We start from the raw sequence: 20021 nt of genomic DNA, 5'->3' as shown, positions 1-20021 counted from the left end.
AGGCTGTCCTGCCGGCGCGGCGCGCCGAAAACCCGGATTGTAGCTTGCTGTCGACGCGCCTCAGCTGGCGCCGGCCAGCTGCGCGGCGACCCAGCGCTCGGCGTAGCCGCCCAGTCGCGGGCCTTCGATGAAGCCGCAGTGGCCGCCCCACTGCGCGAGCTCCAGCTGCGCCGCGGGCGGCAAGACCAGCTGGTGGAAGCCCTCCACCGGGATCACCGGATCGTCGGCGCTGGTCAGGATCGAGGTCGGGATCGTGAGGCCGGCCAGGCGGTCGCCGGCGATCGAGTAGCGGTCGAAGTAGCCTTCCAGGCTGCCGAAGTCGGTGTGCCGCAGCACCAGCCACTCGGTGAGTTCGCGCATGCGCAGGCGCAGCACCGCGTCGTCGAAGCCGACATGGCTGGGGAACAGTTCCCGCTTGCGCAGCAGCGACCGCCGCCAGCTGCGCTCGAAGTGGCGTACGTACAGCGGCAGCCCCCGCTCCATCGCCTCCATGGTGCGCGCCGGATCAAGCACCGGGCACACCGCCGCCACCGCATCCAGCGGCAGGCCGGCCGCGGGCGCCCGCAGCGCCAGGCGCAGCGCGAAGTTACCGCCCAGCGAATGCCCGGCCACCACCAGCCGCGGGCGCGGCATGCGGGTGGCGACGTCGAGCGCCGCGTGCACCACTTCATCGATGCGCGCGGAATGGAAGATGTCGGGGTTGAGGTGGTGGCTGTCGCCGTGGTCGCGGAAGTTGAGCCGGAACACGTCGTAGCCGCGCGCCAGGAAGCCGGCCGCGGCCAGGCAGACGTAGGCCGATTCGGCGCTGCCCTCCCAGCCGTGCAGCAGCAGGGCCATGCCGCGCGGCTCCACGCCCGGCAGCCCGGTGTGCAGGCCGATCAGGCGCACGCCGTTGCCGCCATCGACGATCAACTGCTGCGTCCGCGCGCCGGCGGCGGCCAGCGCGGCCAGGCCCTTGCGCCGGCGCGGCAGGCTGCCGGCCAGCACCGATTGCACGTGGGGGTTGCGCAGCCAGCGCGGCGGACGGTAGCCGCTGGCGTGCGCCGGACTCACGGCCCCTGCAGGGCGGCGACGATGCGCTCGCGGGCGACCCTGGCAATCGCCGCGCGGCCCTCGGCCTCGCCCGGCATCACCGGCTCCAGGAACACCACCTCGGCAACCCGCGAGGGCTCGCCGAGCAGGCGCAGGAAGTTGCCGAGGAAGTGCTCCCGCGGCCAGAACGCGACATCGCGCTGGGCCTCGCCGCCGGCGCCATAGCGCAGCGCCACCGGCTGCACCGGCACACCGGTCTCCACCGCGGCCATGAAGATGCGGGCATGGAACGGCCCGACCTCGCTGCCGTCGCGGGTGCGTCCCTCCGGGAACACGCCCACCGACTGGCCGGTGCGCAGCCGCGCGATCATCACGTCCAGCACGCCGCCGAGCGATTCCTGGCTGCCGCGCGCGTGGAAGATGGTCCCGCCGCGGCGGGCCATGCGCCCGACCAGCGGCCAGCCTTCGATCTCCTGCTTGGCGACGAAGCCCATCATCCGCTGGCTGTGCAGCGCCGAGATGTCCATCCAGCTGACGTGGTTGGCCACGAACAGTGTGGCGCCGGGCAGCGGCGTGCCCAGGCGGCGCGTGCGCAGGCCGAAGATCCGCAACAGGCCGCCCTGCCAGGAACGGACCAGGCGGGCGCGCAGGCTTTCGCCGCCAAGGTCGATGCGATCGCTGGGCAGCATGAGGCCGATCATCACCAGCGGCAGGTGCACCAGCGCGTGCCAGAGCAGCATCGGTACGCGCAGCGCATAACGGCCCGCGCGCGCCAGGCGGTCGCCGGCGGGCGTGGTGTGGACATGGGGGGAACGCATGGCCGGAACGATACCGGATGGCCCCGGGCCCGGGTAGCAGCGGACAGACGCTCAGGCCGCCGGCACCACCGCCAGGGTCAGTCGCGAGATGCAGGCCAGGCGGCCGCGGGCGTCTTCGATCCGGATCTCCCAGACCTGGGTGCTGCGCCCGACGTGCAGCGCGCGCGCGGTGCCGGTGACGCGGCCATCGCGCACGCCGCGGACGTGGTTGGCGTTGATCTCGATGCCGACGCAGACCTCGCCTTGGGCGACGCACATGTTGCCGGCGCTGCTGCCCAGGGTTTCTGCCAGGAGCACCGAGGCGCCGCCGTGGAGCAGGCCATGGGGCTGCAGGGTGCGGGCATCCACCGGCATGGTCGCGACGAGATGGTCGTCGCCGATATCGATGAACTCGATGCCCAGGGCTTCGATCGCGGTGCCCTTGGACAGGGTGTTGAGGGCGGCCAGGTCCAGGCGCTGGCGGAAGATCGAAGTCGGGGTGTTCATGAGGGGATTCCGGTTCCCGGGCTGGCGGCAGGGGCGCGCCAGCCTAGGTTCGGTTCCCCCCCGGGTCAAACAGCATCGATCAGACCAGGCGGAAGCGTGCGATCGGCTGGCTGGCCGGGGCGTAGCGGTGGGCGGCGGCGTAGCCACTGCTGCGGCCGTAGCCGGTGCCGAAATCGCGTGACGGGTAGCGAGAGGGGAGCGCTGCATTGCGGCTGGTGGCGGTGGAGGCGGCGGGGGCGACCAGGGCGTTGGAGTCGGTGCGGTACATGGCGGTGTCCTTTGCTGGGGGGGTGTGGCTTGGTGTGTTGGTAGACTACTACACCACCCGCCTACTGCAATAGGTCAAAGGTCATGATCGCCCGTTTCGGCGGTCCTGCCGACGAACGGTCATCCGGAAGGAGGTTCAGAGGATCGGGGCGAGCCCGGCGCCAAAGGCGGTGAAGATGCGCGTCAGCAGGCTGCGGAAGCCGATGCTGACCTCCGGGAAGTCGCCCACGGGCTCGTGGCACGCGCGGAAGTGCGGGTCACGGATCGACGGCGGCTCGGGGCAGTCGGGGCCGGGGCGGAACTCGTAGCTGGTGGCATAGCGCGTGGGCCAGAGGTCGAACACCGGCAGCGATTCCGAAACCTTGCCCAGCGAGTAGTCGAGACCGGAGAGCACCACCGGTCGATCGCGCGGGGCGATGGTCCAGGCGTTGGCGGGCGCCATGTCACGGCGGATGCTGGCCGCGAGCGCCTGCGCGAAGGCGGGGTCCTCGATCACCACCGCGCTCTCGGTGTTGTAGTTGTCGCCGCGCGGATCGAAGTTGTGGGTGCCGACCACGCCGATGCGCTCGTCCACCACCAGCGACTTGCCGTGCAGGCCGAAGCGCACGCCGCCACGCTTGAGCGGCACGCGGTCGTGCGCGGAGAAGCCCGACCAGCGCAGCGCCGAGTACTCGCGCTCCAGCGGCCGCGGCCGCGAGCGGCCTTCGTCGGCCTGCGCCGCGCCGGCATCGCCCAGATCCACGGTGCCGGTCGCCTCGACGTCGATCGGCGCGTCCTGCGGAAAGGGCTTGAACTCGTGGATTTCGAAGCCGAATTCGCGCAAGTGGCGGCGCTTGTACTTGTACGACAGCGCATAGGTGATGAAGGCGTCGGTGGCCGCCAGGCTGTTGGTCGACACCAGCACCCGCGGCGGATCCTCGCGCTGCCGAAGTTGGCGGAACAGGTCCTGCGCCGAGGGCGACAGCACCAGGTAGGGCGTCTGCAGCAGGATCTCCTCCTGCGCCCCTTCGATCAGCTCCAGCAAGCCGCGCGTGGACGGCGCGACCTCGTCATGACCGGCGCGGTGCTTCTGCGGCAGGTCGGAGATGAAGACCACCTCCCCCACCGGCAGCGACTGGGCCGCGAGCGCGCCGACCAGCATCGCGTCGTCGGCGTCGCGCGAGATCCGCTCGACCCGGGCCGGCAGCGTGAAGGGTTCGTGCGGCAGTTCCGGCACGCCGTCGCGCAGCAGCAGGCGGCCGACATCCGAGAGGCCCGGCAGGCTGCGGGTCAGTCGCGCGTCCCAGTACAGCTCGAAGCTTGCGGCCATCTCCGCCACCACCGGGCCGGCGACATACAGGTCGCGGTCGCGGAAGTTGTATTCCGGGTCCCAGTCGTAATAGCTGTCCTGGTAGTTGCGGCCGCCGGTGATGCCGGCCACGCCGTCGACCAGCAGCAACTTGTTGTGCATGCGCTGGTTGAGCCGGCGCCAGCAACAGGCCGCCGCCAGCACGTACTGCGGATAGTTGATGCGCGCGCGCCCGAGCACCGGGTTGTAGATGCGCATCTCGAAGTTGACGTGGGCGCCGGCCAGCGCCGCCAGGGTCTCGACCTCGCGCAGCGCCGAGAGCTGGTCCACCAGCACCCGCACCGTCACGCCGCGCCGCGCCGCCGCCAGCAGCTCGTCGAGGAACATGTGGCCGGCGTCGTCCTCGTCGAAGATGTAGGTCTGCACGTCCACGCTGTGCTGCGCCGACCGCACCATGCTCAGCCGCGCCAGCAGGGCGTCCTGGCCGTAGTCGAGGATCAGCGCGTGGTGGCGCGGCGCGTCGGGCGCGCTGGCCGCGAGCGCGTCGACACCCAGGGTGCGCAGCGGCGACGGGGTGGCGCAGGCGTCTTCGCGGGCGCAGTCCACCAGCACCGAGCGCGCCTCGTCCGCGATGCGCGTCGCAGCCGCACCCTGCTCGGGGGTCAGCGCGCAGCCGCCGCCGGCCAGCAGCAACCAGGCGAGAACCAGCAGTCGTGCCCGCATCGTCACTCCACGCCGCCCTGTGCGCGAATGCGCAGCTGGAAGCGGACCTTGCGGCCGATCGCGAAGCTCCAGCGGGTCATGCCGTAGTCGGCGCGGTCGATGATGCCCGCGGCCAGCACCGGGCAGTCCACCGCCGGCCGGCTGCAGGCCGAAGGCAGCATCGTGAACACCTCCCGCTGCTGCACGTCACGGATCTGGAGCACGCCGGGCAGCGCGCCGCCATCCACCAGCAGCGCGAGAACGAAAGGGTCGGACACGAAGGTGATGGTCGGATAGCGCTCGGACTCGAAGAAACCCTTGCCGCGCGTGAGGTGCGTGTGGCGCAGGTTGCCGAGGATCTCGACGTCGGTCGCCGACAGCGACAGCCAGACCTGCTGGCGGCCGTCGCCGAGGTCGCTCAGGCGGCCATCGAAGACCGGGAAGCGGCCGTCGACCACCTCGCCCCAGCGGGTGACGAGGCTGAATCCAACCTCGGACCGCAGCGGGTCGATCTCGGCCGCGCGGACAGGGGCCGCGGCCGCCAGCAAGGCGACCACCACGAGTACGCAGGCGTGCAGGCCGGCACGGCTCACGGCCACCAGAAGTCGACGAGCATGGCCGCGCCGGGTTCGACCTCGGCACCCACCTGCAGCCGCAGCACCGCGACCGCCCCCGGGGGCATGCCCCGGTAATCGCCCGACTGGCCGCTGTGCAGCAGCGCGGCGAGGCGCTCGAGTCCCGGATTGTGGCCGACGATCATCAGCCGCCCGACGTCGCGGTGCTGGTCGGCCAGCGCCGCCAGCGTGCCCGCGGTGGCGTCGTAGATCGCCGGTTCCAGGCGCTGGTCGACATAGCCGATCACGCCCAGCACCGCCTCCAGCGTTTCGCGGGTGCGTCGCGAAGGCGAATACAGCACCTGGTCGGGCAACAGCTTCTGCTCGAGCAGCCAGCGGCCGGCGGCTTCGGCCTCGGCCTGGCCTTCCGGCGACAGCGGCCGGTCCATGTCGGCATGGCCGGGCCCTGCCGCCTCGGCGTGGGCATGGCGCAGCAGCAGGATGTCCCTGGTGTCGTTTTCCATCGCGCGATCCTCCATGCCGTTCCGTGGGCCCGTCACGCCTTGCGCAGCCACTTCAGCAGCGGCGCCCAGTCTTCCTGGTGCTTGCGCACCTGGGCCGAACGATAGTCGAACATGCTCCGGCCCAGTCCCGTGAGCAGGATGTAGGCCTGGCTGTCGCGCAGCGAGGCCACCACCGGATAGGGCCACTGGTCGAGCAGCTCGAGCGTGGCCTGCGACGCATTCGTCCAGGGCTTCATGCGGTTGGCCACCAGGCCCACGCGCAGGTCGCCGCGGCGGACGCGGTGATGCTGGGCCAGGGTATTGAGGAAGGGCACCGTGGCGTCCAGGTCCAGCGCCGAAGGCTGCACCGGCACCACCACGGCGTCGGCGTGTTCAAGCCAGTGTTCGAGGTCCGCCGCCATCGCCCCGGCCGGGGCGTCGATCACCACGCGCTGGGTGTCCTCGGGGAGCGACTTCCACGCCGTCTTCGCGCGGCTGGCGCCGGCGATCGGCAGTACCGCGGCGTCCAGCCCGGCACGGCGTTCCGCCCAGCGCGTGGAGGACTGCTGCGGATCGGCATCGATGATCGCCGTATGCAGGCCCTCGACCGCGGCGTGCGCGGCGATGTGGGTCGCGATCGTGGTCTTTCCCGCACCGCCCTTGGAACTGGCCACCAGCACTGTCTTCATGCGCCCTCCGGTCACGTTCGCCAACGTACGGCAGTCGAGGGTACACCGCCCGGCGCAGGATCGCGCACATAGAATGCCTCCGTTCCCGACACCCTCCGCGTGTGACAGATGAGTGACCTGAAGGACCTGGCCGCGCTGATCCGCGCCGACACCCCGCTGATCATCGTCGAGACCCCCGACGAGCCGCGGGTGGTCGAACTGTTCCGGCAATCCCTGCTGCACGTCTGGCGCGCGCTCTACCGCTGGACCATCACCGAAGGCCTGCGCCGCCTGGACCTCGACGGCGAGGACCCGGCCGAAGACGCGCCCGACGCAACCACCACGCTGCGCGCGATCCATGCCGCGGAACAGCGTGGCGTCTACCTGCTGCTCGATTTCCACCCCTACCTGGGCTACGCCGGCACCCAGCGCATGCTGCGCGACCTGGTGCAGCGCCGCGGCTGCCTGCCGCACGTGCTGGTGCTGGTGGGCCACAAGGTGGAACTGCCGGCCGAACTCGAGGCCAAGGCGGTGCGCTTCCGCACCCGCCTGCCCGACGCCCGCGCCCTGCTCAAGCTGGTGCGCGAGGAGGCCGAACGTTACCAGGTCGAACACGGCGGCCGCCGCGTCGAGGCCGATGCCGAGGCGGTGCAGCTGATCGTCCGCAACCTGCAGGGCCTGTCGCTGGGCGACGCCGGCCGCATCGCCCGCCAGCTGATCTTCAACGACGGCGCGCTGCGCCACGATGACCTGCCCCGCCTGGCGAAGCTCAAGTTCGAGCTGCTCAACCGCAGCGGCCACCTGCACTACGAGTACGACACCGCCGGCTTCGCCGACGTCGCTGGCGCACGCGCGCTCAAGCGCTGGATCGACCAGCGGCGCGCGGTGTTCACCTCGGGCAGCGCGCCGCCCGGGCTGGACCCGCCCAAGGGCGTGCTGCTGCTGGGCGTGCAGGGCTGTGGAAAGTCGCTGCTGGCGAAGTCGATCGCCGGCGGTTTCGGCGTGCCGCTGGTGCGCCTGGATTTCGGCACCCTGTACGACAAGTTCCACGGCGAGACCGAGAAGAACCTGCGCGCCGCCCTAGAATCGACCGAGCAGCTCGCGCCCTGCGTGCTCTGGATCGACGAGATCGAGAAGGGCCTTGCCTCGTCGACCGGCGACGGCGACGGCGGCGTCTCGCGGCGCGTGCTCGGCTACCTGCTGACCTGGATGGCAGAGCGCAGGTCACACGTGTTCCTGGTGGCCACCGCCAACCAGGTGCACGAGCTGCCGGCGGAACTGCTGCGCAAGGGGCGTTTCGACGAGATTTTCTTCGTCGACCTGCCCGGTGCGGACACGCGGCGTGAACTGTTCGCGCTGCACCTGGGCAAGCGCGAACTGGACCCGACGGCTTTCGATCTCGACGGCCTGGCCGCCGCGGCCGACGGTTTTTCCGGCGCCGAGATCGAGCAGGCGATCGTCTCCGGCCTGTACGCCGCGCACGCCGCCGGCACGCCACTCAACGACTTCATGCTGCGCGCCGAGATCAAGCGCACCCGGCCGCTGTCGGTGGTGATGCGCGAGCAGGTCGAGGCGCTGCGCGGCTGGGCGCGGGGACGGACGGTGCCGGCGGACTGAAGGGCCTGCGCGCGGGCAACGCGCAGGCGCGCCGGTCAGTCGGCGTTGATCAGATGCGGGCGCGTGCCGTGGCGGGCGTCCATGGCGTTGCGCTCGGTGTGCAGCAGCTCGAGCTCTTCCTTGGCCAGGCCGCCGTGCAGCGTTCTCTTGAGTCCGTTGAGCCACGGGACGCGGTGGGGATCGGGCAGCGCGCGCACATCCAGCCGCAGCTGGTAGCGCGCCTCCGGCGTCATCGCCATGTACTCGCGGGCGCTGGGCAGGGCCGGCACCGCGGTCGGTCCGGACAGCACGAACCGCAGCCCGCGTCCGATGGCCGCGGGCACCACACTGCCGTGGTCCTCGCCCGCGATCTCGGCCATGTCCACGATCATGCCCGGGGCCGCCGCCAGCTGCTGGGCCGCGGCGCGCGCTCGCGTGACCTGCCCGCGCTGCGTGAGATCATCCCGGGCTTTCGCCGCGCTGTCCGGGCTGCTGGCCCAAGCGCGCGGATGCACAGCCTCCTCGAACTCCGCGGCCAGCAGCATCACCCGCACCGGCGTATCGCCCGGCGTGCGTGCCTTCGCGAAGGCTTCGACCTCACCGCTCAGGCCGTGGCCGCCAAACCAGAATGAACTGCTCATGCCGACGTAGCTCTCGAAGGCATCCGGATGGCGCGTCATGACGCGCGTTGCGAACATGCCCGCAAGCGAATGCCCCATCAGCGTCTGCCGGGCGCGGTCGACCCTGTAGTCGCGTTCGATCCGGGGCTTGAGCTCGCTCTGGATGAACTCGAAGAAGTCCGCCGCGCCGCCCGTGGGCGCCTTTGCACGCGGCTCGGCCACGGGCACCGTCAGGTCCCAGGTGCGCCGCGCGCCGATGTCGGCACCGGGTGGGTAGCCGATGCCCACCACCAGCGCACCGGGATCCGGCCCGGCGTCACCCCTGCGTGCATGTGCACGCACGGCTTCGACCGTGGTCAGGAACATCGCATTGGCGTCGAGCACGTAGATCACGCGGTAGCCGCCTTCGGGCGCCGGATAGTCCGGCCAGGCCACGAACACCCGGTATTCCAGCCCGGTGCGCGAGCGCAGCAGCGTGGTTTCGGAGTCGGGCAGCGTGACCGGAACCACCGGGGTCGCGGCAGGCTGTGCCCAGGCCAGGCAGCCGGCGGCCGGTGCCACGACGGCACATGACGCGGCCAGCAGGCCGGGCAGCAGGAAACGGTACAGACGCGTCATGTGGCGGTGCTCCATCGATTACCAGCGCTTGTCGAAGGCCAGGACCAGCGAACGGCCCAGCGCCGTCGCGTTGGCCGGGTCGTAGGGATCGGCCAGCGAGTCGTTCGCGGCCGTGCCGCCGTCGACGAAGGGCGGGGTGCGATTGGTGAAGTTGACCGCTGCGAAGTTGATGCGCGAATCCTGGAAGAAGCCGCCGATGCCGGAGAGATCGTAGTCGACGTTGAGGTCGAAGGTGGTCCAGGAATCGATCCTGACCGGACGCGTGGCCGCCACCGGCATGCCCTGCGCATTGGGCACGAAGCAGCCGCTCGCGCATTCGTAATCGTCGACGTAGTTCATGGTCAGCGTCGCGCGGACGTTGCCGGACTGCCACGACACGCCCTGCTGCGAACGCAGCTCCACCGGGTTGCCGACCGGGCTGTACTTGCCGAGCTGGTCGACGTAGTCGCCGCCGGGAATGGCCTGGACCTCGTAGCTCTTGAGCCAGGTGCCGCGGGCGAAGACGTCGAAGGCACCGGCGCCCGCGGTGTCCCAGCCGTAGCGCAGGCTGAAGTCGACACCGTCCATCTTCAGCGAGGCGAGATTGAGCTGGGTGGCGTTGACGATCATGGCCACGTCCCCGGGCGCCTGCACCGGACCCGCGCCCAGCTGCCCGAGGTAGCGCGGGTCGTTCTCGATCAGGGCGCGCACGCGATCGATGCCGGGGTTGATCTCCAGGCTGTCGATGTACGGCGTGCTGCCGGTGGCAAACAGCTGCGCGAGGATGCCGCCCAGCGCGCCGGCCTGGATGCGCACGATGCGGTCGTCGACCTTCAGGTTGAAGTAGCTCGCGCCGATCTTCAGGCCCGGGGCCCACTCGGGCGCGTAGTCGAAGCCCAGCGTCCAGGTTTCCGACTCTTCCGGCCGCAGCGTGGGGCCGGCGCCACCGCTGACGACGATCGCGGTGAAGGTGCAGTTGCCCGGACCGCCCGGGGTGCCGGTGACGCCGTTGAGCGGCACCATGGTGGTGTCGCAGGGCGCGTTGTACAGGTCGGCACGCATGAAGGCGCCGTTGCCGCCCGTGATCGGCTGCACGCCGTTGTAGGCGTAGCGCATGGGCGGCGCATGGAACGACGTGCCCCAGCTGCCGCGCAGGCTGAGGTTATCGGTCGGCTTGAAGTCCAGGCCGACCTTCGGGTTGAAGGTCGAGAAGTGGCCCAAGCCGCGGCCGCGCTCGTAGCGCCCGGCAATCGACAGATCGAGCTTCTTCGCGAACGCCGAGGCGTTGTCCTTGCCGATCAACGGGAACGCAAGTTCCGCGAACAGGGCGGTGACGTCGCGCTGCGTGGTGCCGAAGCGGGCGTACTGGTCTTCGATGCTGCGCCAGTTGAACTCGAGTTCGCCGCCGATGTGCTCGCGCCGCCAGTCGACGCCCGCCGCCAGCTTGGCGGTGCCCCCGCCCATCGCGAACAGGTCGCCGTCGACCTTGAAGCTTGCCTGCGCCAGCCAGGAGGTGAAGTCGAGGTTCTCGTAGCCGATCAGCTGCGACAGCACCTGCTCGGACAGGCCTTCGGTGGTCCAGGGATTGAAGGGCTGGTAATCGAGCTGCGCGCAGTACGCCAACGCCGCGGGACTGGCGTTGCCGGGGAGCCCGAGGCTGCACTGGATCGAGGTCGGCGCCTGCACGCTTCCGCCGGCGGTCGTGGGCAGGTAGTCGTAGATGTTCGCGTTGCGCTGCACGTCGGAATCACGGCTCTGCTCGTCGCGGCTGTAGGACAGCGCCGCGTCGCCGCGCCAGCTGCCGCCGAGCTCGAAGCTCGCACCGATCGATGCCGCCAGGCTGTCGACGCCCACCTCGCGGCCCAGCGGCCGGTCGTCGACGACCACGCCGAAATTGTTCACCACGCCCGGGATGAAGTACGGGTTGGACGGACCGAGAGTGCCGTAGAGCGGGAGATAGCCCTGGTTGTACTCGCCGCGGCGACGCGTATAGCGTAGGTCGGCATACAGATCGGTGGACTCGCCGACGCGCTGCTCGAAGCCGAGGAATGCGGCATGCCGGTCCATCTCCGGCAGGATGTCGACCATCTCCCACGCGTTGTAGGTATTGCCCACGCCGTCGGTGACCGCGACCAGGTCGGCCGCGGTGAGGCCGATGCCCGCGCCGCCGGGGACGCGATACACCACGTTGCCGTTGCCGGCGGCACCGCCTGCGAACAGGTTGGCCGCGCTGCCGGCGCGGGCCGCGGCGCGGCGCCAGTTGACGCCACCCCGGCTGCTGAAGTCGCCACCGTTGTGGATGCCAAGGTCGGTCGCGAGCAGGTTGTCCTGGCGGTTGAACTCATAGCCAAGCACCATGCCGCCGCCGTCCCACTGCCGGCCCCAGGTCTGGCCGAACTGGTACTGGTTGGCGCCGCCGTCGGTGGTGCCGACGCGGAAGGTGGTGTGCGCGCCGTCGTCGCTGCGCTTGAGCAGGATGTTGACCACGCCGCCCACGGCATCGGATCCGTAGACGGCCGAGGCGCCATCCAGCAGCACTTCGATGTGCGACACGGCATTGGTCGGGATGTTGGAGATGTCGACGAAGTCGCCGTACTGCCCGGACGCGGCGACGCGGCGGCCGTTCACCAGCACCAGCGTCGACAGCGCGCCGAGGCCGCGCAGGTTCACGCCCTGGCCGCCGGTCATGTTCGAGCCGGCCACGCTCGCGTCCTGCCCGCCCTGCGAGTTGTCGCTCATGCCCACGCCGCCGGCGAAGTTGGCCGGCAGCTCGCGCAGGAAGTCGCCGATGGTCGCCTTGCCGCTGGCCTTGATCTCCTCGGCGCCGATGACCAGCACCTCGTTGCCTGCCGGCGTGGCGCCACGGATGTTGGTGCCGGTCACGACCACCGTGTCCAGCGTGTGCCCGACATCGGCTCCGGCCTGCGGCGTCTGGGCCTGCAGTACGCCCGAGATTCCCAACGCCAGCAGGCTGACGCCGCCGACCACTCCCCTAAGACAACGTGCACGCTTGCTCATGATGCTTCCCCGGAAGATCCTGATGGGTGAATCGCCGTGCATGGCGATCGATTTCTTCCATCACACTGATGCGGTGACAGGCGATGGACGTGGTGGCCGATATGAGCAGAGGCGTCGAATGAATGTCAACAAATTCCGATATTTTTACCGGACCGCTCGGCGGTTGATCGTCACTGCGGCGAACAATGTTGATTAAAATCGATAATTCTCAATCAATTACGCACACTCGCTCACTTGCTTCCGCAATCATCGGGGGTGGCGGATGCTGCATCGCGTCACGGTTTTGCGCATTGATTTCCGAAATTCCTGCGAGCATCCTGCATCCATGAGCCAGCCAGATCCGGCGCCGCCGTCGGCGCGCACGCTTGCCCGCCAGGCCTACCAGCGCCTCCGCCAGGACATCGTTGCCGGACGCCTGGTCCCGGGCAGCAAACTCAAGCTTGAATCCCTGGTCCAGCAGTACGGCATCGGGATGTCGCCCCTGCGCGAGGCCTTGGCCCGCCTGGTCGGCGACCAGTTGGTCAATTCCCAGGAGCAGCGCGGCTTCTGGGTGGCGCCGCTGTCGCTGGACGAGCTCGACGACATTTCACGCGTGCGTACCCTGGTCGAGACCGAGGCGCTGCGCCTGTCGATCGAGCACGGCGACGACGCCTGGGAGCAGCAGGTCCGAGCGGCCTTTGCCGGACTCAGCGAAGTGGAAGCCGAACTCCCTTTGTCCGGCGATGCAGCGCCGCAGGCGCTCGTGGACCTGTGGGAGGCGCGCAACCACGCCTTCCACACCGCGCTGATCGCCGCCTGCGACTCGCCCTGGCTGGCCAAGCTGCAGGAACTGCTCTACCACCAGGCCGAGCGCTACCGCCGGGTGTCGCTGAGCTATTCGAACCGCCGCCGCTTCGTGCACGACGAGCACGTGGAGATCTTCGAAGCGGCGATGGACCGCAATGCCGTGCGCGCCTGCCGCCTGACCCAGGATCATCTGATGCGGACCTATGACGTGGTCCGCGACGCGATGTCGAAGATGCAGGCGCTGGAAGGCAGCGCCCCTGCGAGGGCCTAGCCCGGGCTGCAGATCCGCGGATGGCTGCGGAGCAGCTCACGGGTGCGCTCGAAGCCCTCCACCGCCTTCGGATCGAAGGCCTTGGTGCCTTCCGACACGTACAGGCCCACGATCAGGTGGCCGTCCCGGCCATAGAAGCCGAGGATGCGGGTGAACTTGTCGGGCTTCAGGGTCGGCAGCTGCAGCGCCCAGATCTGCTCGACCTCCTGCGGGGTGATGTGCCCGTGCACGCCCGCGCCGTCGTCGGCGTACATGTCGTACCAGAGCGGGCTGTAGCCCGCCTGGGTCTGCGGCACGGTGCTGGGGAAGTTCCAGGCGTGCATGCCGCCCGACGTGAACACCAGGCCGATCTTCGTGTCCTTGCCCCAGGCATCGATGGACTTCCAGACCTCCTCGAAGAACAGGCGGTTCGAACGCACGCCATAGGCCTGGTCCGGGTGCAGCGCGCTGACCAGGGTGGCCTCGGGCATGCGGTACAGCCGCGCCGCGGCCGGCGGCGGGCCGCCCGGGCGGATGTTGGCGTAGTAGTTCTGGACCACGCGGGCATCGTCGACCGACGCGCACAGGTCCTGCGCATGGGCAGGTGCGGCCATGCCGAGCGCGAGCAGTAGTGGCAGGCGCGACAGCAGCGTCCTGGAATTCATCAGCAGTCCTTGGGCAGGGTGAGTTCGGGGTCGCCGTGGGCCAGGTAGTCCCACATGCGTTCAAGCAGCCGTCCGTTCCACGTGGCACGCGCGCCGGACTCGGCCGCGGTGAACGCGGTCGCGTCGAGGCCGGTGGCCAGGCAGTCGAGTTCGACCCGGGCCGCGTCCTCGAGGTACCAGGCCAGCACCACGGCCATCTCCAGCGAGTCGCCGGCCACCACGGCGCCGTTGCCGCGCATCACGATCGCGCGCGCGTCGCCGAGCTGCTGCACGAGCGCGTGCGCGCTGGCGTCGTCGCGCACCAGCAGCGGATCGTCCCAGAGCGGCGGCCGCGGATGGAAATAGCTGCCGAAACCGTGCCGCGCCACCGGGGTGCGGCCGAGCACGCCCAGGCTCATCAGCTTCGGCGGCTGCACGCGGGCGACGCCGCCGACCGCGGGGCGGGCGCGGTAGATCTCGCGGTGGATGCGCACTTCGGGCAGCACGCCTTCGGGCAGGGGTCCGTCGATCGGGACCACGGTGCAGGCCTCGCCCTCGCCCACCAGGCCGAGCGGCTTCGACGGCCCGACCAGGAAGTGGCCTGCGTCCAGGCGCAGGCTGCAGTGCCCGTAGGCATGCACCAGGCCTTGTCGCGCCAGCGCGCGGGCGGCAACGCGAACCCGGCGCGTCTGGTCGGCGCCGGGCGTGGGCACCCCCGCGCTCACGTGCGGAACTCGCGGATGTCGGGCCGGGCGCCCCACTCGCAGAAGCCCTTGGGCCCGAACTCGAACTGGCGCTCGCGGTAAAGCAGTTCGTCGGCGATGTCGCACACGCCCGAGGAATACTCGAACACCATGCCGTCGGGCCCTTCGAAATACAGGAAGCGCGCCGACGACGTCGGATGCTTGCCCGGGCCGAACACCACCGGGATCCCGCGCTCGCGGATGAAGTTGAAGGAGCGCTGCACGTCGTCGGTGCGTTCGACCTGGTGGTTGATGTGCTGGATGCCGGCGCGGTTGGTCGGGAACAGCGCGATCTTGTGGTGGATCGCGTCGATGCGCAGCAACGGCGCATCGCCGATGCGGTCGCTGACGCGCGCATTGCAGATAGTGGTCCAGAAGCGCTCGTCGCGCGCGGCGTCGGTGGTGCACAGGCCGACATGGCTGAAGCCGGTGATCCCGGCGTCGCGGCTGCCGTGGTAGCGCCGTCCGCTGACCGCAGGACGCCAGGCGAATTCGATGCGGTTGCCGGTGGGGTCATTGAACCCGATGAACGCGCGCACCTTGCGCTGGTCGGCCTCGGCGGCCGTACCGACGTGCACGGCATGGCCAAGCGCCTCGAGCTGCGTGGCGGCGGCCTCGAGCTCGGCCATGGCATCGACCTCGAACGCGACCACTTGGTCGGCCGGGTCGCCCTCGAAATAATACAGCGTGTGTTCGCGCTGGTCGGAGCGGAAATAGGCGGCATGGCCGGCTGTTTCGCCGACCTCCAGGCCGAGGATGGCAGTGGCGTAGCTGGTTGCGGCCGCGAGGTCGCGCGTGCCCAGTCGCACGTAGCAGACATCGCGCAGCCTGATCACGGCTTGCCCACCTCGCGCAGCTGCGGCCGCGGGCGCCCGACGCCCTGGGCGCAGTACTCGGGAATGTCGCAGGCGCTGCCCCAGGCGCAGTACGACGACGGCACCGGGGAAAACTGGCGCGGCCTCGCATCGTCGCCCGGCTCGCTTCCCTCGGCCACCGCGGTGTACAGCGTGCCGTCGGCACCCTCAACACTCAGGAATACCTGGTCCGACGTGCAGCGCCGGCCCGGCCCGTGGCGCAGCGGCAGCCCCTGCTCGCGGGCGCGGTAGGACAGCTGCATCACCTTGTCGCAGGACTCGAGCCCGAACTCCACCGACACCAGCCCGGCCGCGTCCGAAGGATGCAGCGACAGGCGGTGGTGGGCGCGGTCGAACCCCAAGTAAGCGGCGTCGCCGATCCAGTCGGCGATGCGCATCCCGAACACGCCTGTCCAGAGCGCTTCGTCGCGCGCGATCTCCGGCGTGCGGATGGCCACCGCGGCCAGGCCGACGAGGCCGCTGTCATGGCCCGGGTGGAACCGCCATCCCTTGTGCAAGGGACGCACCACCAGCTCCACGCCCAGCCCGCCGGGCGTGGTGAAGCCAAGCAACGCCCGCACCTGGCGCCGCGCGGCAAGTTCCGGGTCGCGGATGTCGGCCACGCCCTGCGCAAGCAGCAATGTGGCCGCGCGCTCCAATGTCGCCTCGTCGCGCACTTCCAGCCCGATCGACGGCCGCGCCACGCTGCCGCGCTCGAACAGCAGGGTGTAGTCGCGATGGTCGCTGCGCAGGGCCACGACGTCGTTCGCGCGCCAGGCCTCCTGCATGCCCAGCAGGTCCATCGCGGCGGCGGCCGAAGCCACGGGGTCGGCGCTGCCCATGCGCACGTAGCGCAGGTCTTCGATGCTGATGGTCATTGCGTACTCCCCGGGTTGCAGTGACGGATGCGCGCCCCTAGCCCAGCCGCCGCTCCACGATGCGCGCGAACACGCTGGCGGCCACGGGCAGCAGCCCGTCGTCGAAGCTGAAGGTCGGGTGGTGGCACATGGCGCTGTCCATGCCCAGGAACAGGTAGGCGCCGGGCCACTGCTCGAGCATGTACGAAAAATCGTCTGAGAACGGATAGGCGCGGCGGTCGGTTTCGACATTGCCTTCGCCGAGCACATCGGCGATCGCCTGTGCGGCCAGTGTGGACTGCTCCGGGCCGTTGATGCACGGCGGGCAGGAGTGCGGGAACGTGCAGGTGATGCTGCAGCCCGACATCAGGGAATAGCCTTCGCACAGCGCCTTGAGGCGCGCCTGCAGCGCATCGTGCACCTCGGTGGACAGCGCGCGCATGGTGCCGCTGAGCGAGGCCGTGGCCGGGATGATGTTGTGGGTGGTGCCGGCCTGCAGCTTGCCGACATTGATCAGCGCGGCTTCCATAGGATCGATGTGTCGGCCCACGATGGCGGAGATCTCCACAGCCAGGCGCGCGGCGACCTGCAGCGGGTCGGTCGCCTTGTGGGGCGCGGCCGCATGGCCGCCGACGCCTTCGATCCCGATCTCGAACACCGCCAGCGACTGCAGCGTCGCGCCCGGACGCACGCTGGCCCGGCCCCGGCCGAGCAGCGGCATGTTGTGGAAGGCATAGACCTCATCGCAGTGGAATCGGGTGAACAGCCCGTCGTCGATCATTTTGATCGCGCCGCGCCCGCCTTCTTCGGCCGGCTGGAAGATCAGCACCACGCGGCCGCTGGCAGGAGGGTGCGCAACCAGGTGCTTGGCGGTGCCGAGCAGCGCCGCGGTATGGCCATCGTGCCCGCAGGTATGTGCGACGCCTTCGCGCTGCGAGCGGAAGGGCAGTTCGTTTTCCTCGTCCATCGGCAGCGCGTCCATGTCCGCGCGCAGGCCGATCGACAGGCCGGGCTTGCCGCTGTCGATCACGGCCACCACGCCGGTGCCGCCTAGGCCGGTGTGCACCTCGAGGCCCAGCGACTCCAGCACTTCGGCCACCAGGGCGGCGGTGCGGAACTCCTCGAACCCAAGTTCGGGCCAGGCGTGGATGCGCTGGCGCCAGTCAGCCATTTCGGAGGCAAGACCCTCGAGCGCGGGATGGATGGAGGTCATGGGGACTCGGATGGCGGGAGGCAGGACTCGCGGAGTCTGGATAGGACCATAACCGGCAGAGCACGTCAAACTTAATTTCGATATTTGTTGCATCCAACAGGCAGTGTTTGGCATATTTCGCCTGAATCGTTTGACTAATTTCGACTTTTTCGCCAAGACTGCCCCAACAGCCCCCGCCATGCGTGGTCGGCAGGGCAACCGAATTCCGCCAATCCCGGCGCCACCCGTTTCCGGTACGGACACCATGACCCTCGCCGCCGCGCCCGACCCCAGCCTCCCCGTCATCACGCACTTCATCGACGGGCGCCCGCGGGCATCGTCGCAAGCGCTGTTCGAAAATCGCGACCCGACCACCGGTGCGGTCGCAGGCCTGGTGCACGAAGCCGATGCCGCGATGGTCGACGAAGCAGTGGCCGCGGCGCAAAGGGCGCTGCACGGCCCCTGGTCCAGGTTTACCGATGCCCAACGCGCGGACGCCCTGCGCCGCATCGCCGAAGGTGTCCGCAGCCGCTTCGACGAATTCCTCGCCGCCGAGATCCGCGACACCGGCAAGCCGGCGGCGATGGCCAGCCACCTCGACATCCCGCGCGGCGCCGCCAACTTCGACGTCTTCGCCGACCAGATCGCAAACAGCGCCACCGAGAGCTTCCGCACGCCCACGCCCGACGGACGCGGCGCGCTCAACTACGGCCTGCGCACGCCGCGCGGCGTGATCGCGGTGATCTGCCCCTGGAACCTGCCGCTGCTGCTGATGACCTGGAAGGTCGCGCCGGCGCTGGCCTTCGGCAACACGGTGGTGGTCAAGCCGTCGGAGGACACCCCCTCGACCACGACCCTGCTGGCCGAGGTAATCCGCGATGCCGGCGTGCCCGATGGCGTGTTCAACGTCGTGCACGGCTTTGGCCCCGACAGCGCCGGCCAGTTCCTGACCGAACACCCCGGCGTCGACGCCATCACCTTCACCGGCGAGACCCGCACCGGCACCGCGATCATGAAGGCCGCCGCGGCCGGCGTGCGTCCGGTGTCGTTCGAACTGGGCGGCAAGAACGCCGGCATCGTCTTCGCCGACTGCGACCTCGATGCCGCGGTCGCGGGCATCGCGCGCGCGGCCTTTCTCAACACAGGCCAGGTCTGCTTGGGCACCGAGCGCGTATATGTGGAGCGCCCGGTGTTCGACACGTTCGTGCAGAGCCTGAAGGCCGCCGCCGAGGCCCTGGTGCCCGGCGCGCCCTACGACGAGGCCACCAGCTTCGGCCCGCTGATCAGCGCCGCCCACCGCGACAAGGTGCTGTCCTATTACCGGCGCGCGCGCGAAGACGGCGCCACCGTCGTCACCGGCGGCGGCGTGCCCGACATGCCGGCCGCGCTCGCCGGCGGCTACTGGGTCCAGCCCACCGTCTGGACCGGGCTTGCCGACGACTCCTCGGTGGTCACCGAGGAGATCTTCGGGCCCTGCTGCCACGTCGCGCCCTTCGACCGCGAGGACGAGGCCATCGCCCGCGCCAACGCGAGCCCCTATGGCCTTGCGACCACGATCTGGACGCAGGACCTCGCGCGCGGGCACCGCGTCGCCGCCGCGATCGAAGTCGGCGTGGCCTGGGTGAACTGCTGGTTCCTGCGCGACCTGCGCACCGCCTTCGGTGGCGCCAGGCAATCCGGCATCGGCCGCGAGGGCGGCGTGCACGGGCTGGAGTTCTATACGGAGCTGCGCAATGTCTGCATCAAGCTCTGACGCGCGCACCGATCCGGGCATTCGCCGCGCCGCCACCATGCTCGGCGAAGCCGCGCGCAGCGGCGTGGCCTGTGATCCGCCGGGCACGCTGTTCCAGTCGCAGGGACTGGCAGGGGCCTACGCGGTGCAGTCGCTGCTCGCCGGCGAAGCGGAAGCCTCCGGCCGGCGCGTGGTCGGCCGCAAGATCGGCCTGACCTCGGCCTCGGTGCAGCAGCAGCTGGGCGTCGACCAGCCCGACTTCGGCCTGCTGTTCGACGACATGGAATACGGCGACGGCCGGGAGATTCCGCTATCGCGCCTGATCCAGCCCCGGGTCGAGGCCGAGATCGCGTTCGTGATGGAGCGCGACCTCGACGACGAGCGCCCGGGCATGGGCCAGGTGCTCAATGCCATCGGCTACGCACTGCCCGCGATCGAAGTGGTCGACAGCCGCGTGCGCGACTGGCGCATCGGGATCCTGGACACCATCGCCGACAACGCCTCGTCGGGCGTGTACGTGCTCGGTGGCTCGCCGAAGAAGCTCGACACGCTCGACCTGGTGCTTTGCGGCATGAGCCTGGAGAAGTCCGGCGAACCGGTGTCGGTAGGGTGCGGCGCCGCCTGCCTGGGCAATCCGCTCAATGCCGTGGCCTGGCTTGCGCGCACGGTCGCGCACATGGGCCGCCCGCTGCGTGCGGGCGACATCGTGCTGTCGGGCGCGCTCGGGCCGATGGTGCCGGTGGCGGCCGGCGACGTCTTCGAAGCGCGGATCTCCGGCCTCGGCCGGGTCGGCGCGGCATTCACGCGGGAGTAG

Annotated in this window: 19 protein-coding genes; 4 read left to right on the top strand and 15 right to left on the bottom strand. The window is 70.0% G+C overall.

Annotation, left to right across the window (positions count from 1 at the left end; translation table 11 throughout):
- Positions 1 to 60: 60 nt before the first annotated feature.
- From ACW5E8_RS13655 to ACW5E8_RS13620, 8 genes are all read right to left on the bottom strand, one after another.
- Positions 61 to 1053, bottom strand: a complete 993-nt coding sequence (locus tag ACW5E8_RS13655; RefSeq protein ID WP_456966078.1) for a YheT family hydrolase — start codon at positions 1051 to 1053, stop codon at positions 61 to 63.
- Positions 1050 to 1850, bottom strand: coding sequence for a lysophospholipid acyltransferase family protein (locus tag ACW5E8_RS13650; RefSeq protein WP_456966077.1), 801 nt, complete (start codon positions 1848 to 1850; stop codon positions 1050 to 1052). The genes ACW5E8_RS13655 and ACW5E8_RS13650 overlap by 4 nt, the downstream gene beginning before the upstream one ends.
- 51 nt (positions 1851 to 1901) lie before the next feature.
- On the bottom strand, positions 1902 to 2336 hold the full coding sequence (locus ACW5E8_RS13645; protein ID WP_456966076.1) for a hotdog fold thioesterase: 435 nt from the start codon (positions 2334 to 2336) through the stop codon (positions 1902 to 1904).
- Positions 2337 to 2415: 79 nt separating this feature from the next.
- A complete protein-coding gene (locus tag ACW5E8_RS13640) occupies positions 2416 to 2604 on the bottom strand; it encodes a hypothetical protein (protein WP_456966075.1) in 189 nt (62 codons plus the stop codon).
- A gap of 135 nt (positions 2605 to 2739) precedes the next feature.
- Entirely contained in the window at positions 2740 to 4620 is a 1881-nt protein-coding gene (locus tag ACW5E8_RS13635) for a phospholipase D family protein (protein ID WP_456966074.1), read from the bottom strand.
- Positions 4617 to 5186 carry a YceI family protein gene (locus tag ACW5E8_RS13630; protein ID WP_456966073.1) on the bottom strand — a complete coding sequence of 190 codons (570 nt, stop codon included), beginning with the start codon at positions 5184 to 5186 and terminating at the stop codon, positions 4617 to 4619. The genes ACW5E8_RS13635 and ACW5E8_RS13630 overlap by 4 nt, the downstream gene beginning before the upstream one ends.
- Positions 5183 to 5671 carry a SixA phosphatase family protein gene (locus ACW5E8_RS13625; protein WP_456966072.1) on the bottom strand — a complete coding sequence of 163 codons (489 nt, stop codon included), beginning with the start codon at positions 5669 to 5671 and terminating at the stop codon, positions 5183 to 5185. Before ACW5E8_RS13625 ends, ACW5E8_RS13630 begins: the two co-directional genes overlap by 4 nt.
- A gap of 32 nt (positions 5672 to 5703) precedes the next feature.
- Positions 5704 to 6339, bottom strand: a complete 636-nt coding sequence (locus tag ACW5E8_RS13620) for a nucleotide-binding protein (RefSeq protein ID WP_456966071.1) — start codon at positions 6337 to 6339, stop codon at positions 5704 to 5706.
- Positions 6340 to 6447: 108 nt separating this feature from the next.
- On the opposite strand from ACW5E8_RS13620, the gene ACW5E8_RS13615 reads away from it, so the two are divergent.
- Complete coding sequence (locus tag ACW5E8_RS13615) at positions 6448 to 7935, top strand: AAA family ATPase (RefSeq protein WP_456966070.1); 1488 nt, start codon at positions 6448 to 6450, stop codon at positions 7933 to 7935.
- A gap of 35 nt (positions 7936 to 7970) precedes the next feature.
- On the opposite strand, the gene ACW5E8_RS13610 is transcribed toward ACW5E8_RS13615, so the two are convergent.
- Entirely contained in the window at positions 7971 to 9152 is a 1182-nt protein-coding gene (locus ACW5E8_RS13610) for an alpha/beta hydrolase (RefSeq protein WP_456966069.1), read from the bottom strand.
- 18 nt (positions 9153 to 9170) lie between these two features.
- Positions 9171 to 12149 (bottom strand): TonB-dependent receptor plug domain-containing protein, encoded by a 2979-nt coding sequence (locus ACW5E8_RS13605; RefSeq protein ID WP_456966068.1) that lies wholly within the window; start codon positions 12147 to 12149, stop codon positions 9171 to 9173.
- Between the two features lie 325 nt (positions 12150 to 12474).
- On the opposite strand from ACW5E8_RS13605, the gene ACW5E8_RS13600 reads away from it, so the two are divergent.
- Positions 12475 to 13206 (top strand): GntR family transcriptional regulator, encoded by a 732-nt coding sequence (locus ACW5E8_RS13600; RefSeq protein WP_456966067.1) that lies wholly within the window; start codon positions 12475 to 12477, stop codon positions 13204 to 13206.
- Here the strand turns inward: ACW5E8_RS13600 and ACW5E8_RS13595 are convergent.
- The 5 genes from ACW5E8_RS13595 to ACW5E8_RS13575 are packed head-to-tail and all read right to left on the bottom strand — an operon-like array spanning position 13203 to position 17496.
- Complete coding sequence (locus ACW5E8_RS13595) at positions 13203 to 13850, bottom strand: ChuX/HutX family heme-like substrate-binding protein (RefSeq protein WP_456966066.1); 648 nt, start codon at positions 13848 to 13850, stop codon at positions 13203 to 13205. The genes ACW5E8_RS13600 and ACW5E8_RS13595 overlap by 4 nt on opposite strands.
- Positions 13850 to 14554: a class II aldolase/adducin family protein gene (locus ACW5E8_RS13590; RefSeq protein ID WP_456966065.1), complete on the bottom strand. Its 705-nt coding sequence runs from the start codon at positions 14552 to 14554 to the stop codon at positions 13850 to 13852. The genes ACW5E8_RS13595 and ACW5E8_RS13590 overlap by 1 nt, the downstream gene beginning before the upstream one ends.
- Positions 14551 to 15408, bottom strand: a complete 858-nt coding sequence (locus tag ACW5E8_RS13585; RefSeq protein WP_456966064.1) for a VOC family protein — start codon at positions 15406 to 15408, stop codon at positions 14551 to 14553. The genes ACW5E8_RS13590 and ACW5E8_RS13585 overlap by 4 nt, the downstream gene beginning before the upstream one ends.
- Positions 15405 to 16304, bottom strand: a complete 900-nt coding sequence (locus ACW5E8_RS13580; protein WP_456966063.1) for a hypothetical protein — start codon at positions 16302 to 16304, stop codon at positions 15405 to 15407. Before ACW5E8_RS13580 ends, ACW5E8_RS13585 begins: the two co-directional genes overlap by 4 nt.
- 37 nt (positions 16305 to 16341) lie before the next feature.
- The gene (locus ACW5E8_RS13575) at positions 16342 to 17496 is read right to left on the bottom strand and encodes an amidohydrolase (RefSeq protein WP_456966062.1); all 1155 of its coding nucleotides are present in this window, start codon (positions 17494 to 17496) and stop codon (positions 16342 to 16344) included.
- A gap of 244 nt (positions 17497 to 17740) precedes the next feature.
- Here ACW5E8_RS13575 and ACW5E8_RS13570 point away from each other — a divergent pair, with 244 nt between their 5' ends.
- Positions 17741 to 19228: a 2-hydroxymuconic semialdehyde dehydrogenase gene (locus ACW5E8_RS13570; protein WP_456966061.1), complete on the top strand. Its 1488-nt coding sequence runs from the start codon at positions 17741 to 17743 to the stop codon at positions 19226 to 19228.
- On the top strand, positions 19209 to 20021 hold the full coding sequence (locus ACW5E8_RS13565; protein ID WP_456966060.1) for a 2-keto-4-pentenoate hydratase: 813 nt from the start codon (positions 19209 to 19211) through the stop codon (positions 20019 to 20021). Before ACW5E8_RS13570 ends, ACW5E8_RS13565 begins: the two co-directional genes overlap by 20 nt.

The sequence above is a fragment of the Luteimonas sp. A649 genome (assembly GCF_054072735.1).
Note: the sequence above shows the minus strand (reverse complement) of the source record. Positions and strands in the feature narration are given on the sequence as shown.

Coding starts and splice junctions, on each gene's coding strand:
- ACW5E8_RS13600 (WP_456966067.1), top strand. CDS start 12,475: ATGAGCCAGCCAGATCCGGCGCCGCCGTCGGCGCGCACGCTTGCCCGC.
- ACW5E8_RS13615 (WP_456966070.1), top strand. CDS start 6,448: ATGAGTGACCTGAAGGACCTGGCCGCGCTGATCCGCGCCGACACCCCG.
- ACW5E8_RS13620 (WP_456966071.1), bottom strand. CDS start 6,339: ATGAAGACAGTGCTGGTGGCCAGTTCCAAGGGCGGTGCGGGAAAGACC.
- ACW5E8_RS13580 (WP_456966063.1), bottom strand. CDS start 16,304: ATGACCATCAGCATCGAAGACCTGCGCTACGTGCGCATGGGCAGCGCC.
- ACW5E8_RS13575 (WP_456966062.1), bottom strand. CDS start 17,496: ATGACCTCCATCCATCCCGCGCTCGAGGGTCTTGCCTCCGAAATGGCT.
- ACW5E8_RS13610 (WP_456966069.1), bottom strand. CDS start 9,152: ATGACGCGTCTGTACCGTTTCCTGCTGCCCGGCCTGCTGGCCGCGTCA.
- ACW5E8_RS13570 (WP_456966061.1), top strand. CDS start 17,741: ATGACCCTCGCCGCCGCGCCCGACCCCAGCCTCCCCGTCATCACGCAC.
- ACW5E8_RS13605 (WP_456966068.1), bottom strand. CDS start 12,149: ATGAGCAAGCGTGCACGTTGTCTTAGGGGAGTGGTCGGCGGCGTCAGC.
- ACW5E8_RS13625 (WP_456966072.1), bottom strand. CDS start 5,671: ATGGAAAACGACACCAGGGACATCCTGCTGCTGCGCCATGCCCACGCC.
- ACW5E8_RS13640 (WP_456966075.1), bottom strand. CDS start 2,604: ATGTACCGCACCGACTCCAACGCCCTGGTCGCCCCCGCCGCCTCCACC.
- ACW5E8_RS13645 (WP_456966076.1), bottom strand. CDS start 2,336: ATGAACACCCCGACTTCGATCTTCCGCCAGCGCCTGGACCTGGCCGCC.
- ACW5E8_RS13565 (WP_456966060.1), top strand. CDS start 19,209: ATGTCTGCATCAAGCTCTGACGCGCGCACCGATCCGGGCATTCGCCGC.
- ACW5E8_RS13595 (WP_456966066.1), bottom strand. CDS start 13,850: ATGAATTCCAGGACGCTGCTGTCGCGCCTGCCACTACTGCTCGCGCTC.
- ACW5E8_RS13650 (WP_456966077.1), bottom strand. CDS start 1,850: ATGCGTTCCCCCCATGTCCACACCACGCCCGCCGGCGACCGCCTGGCG.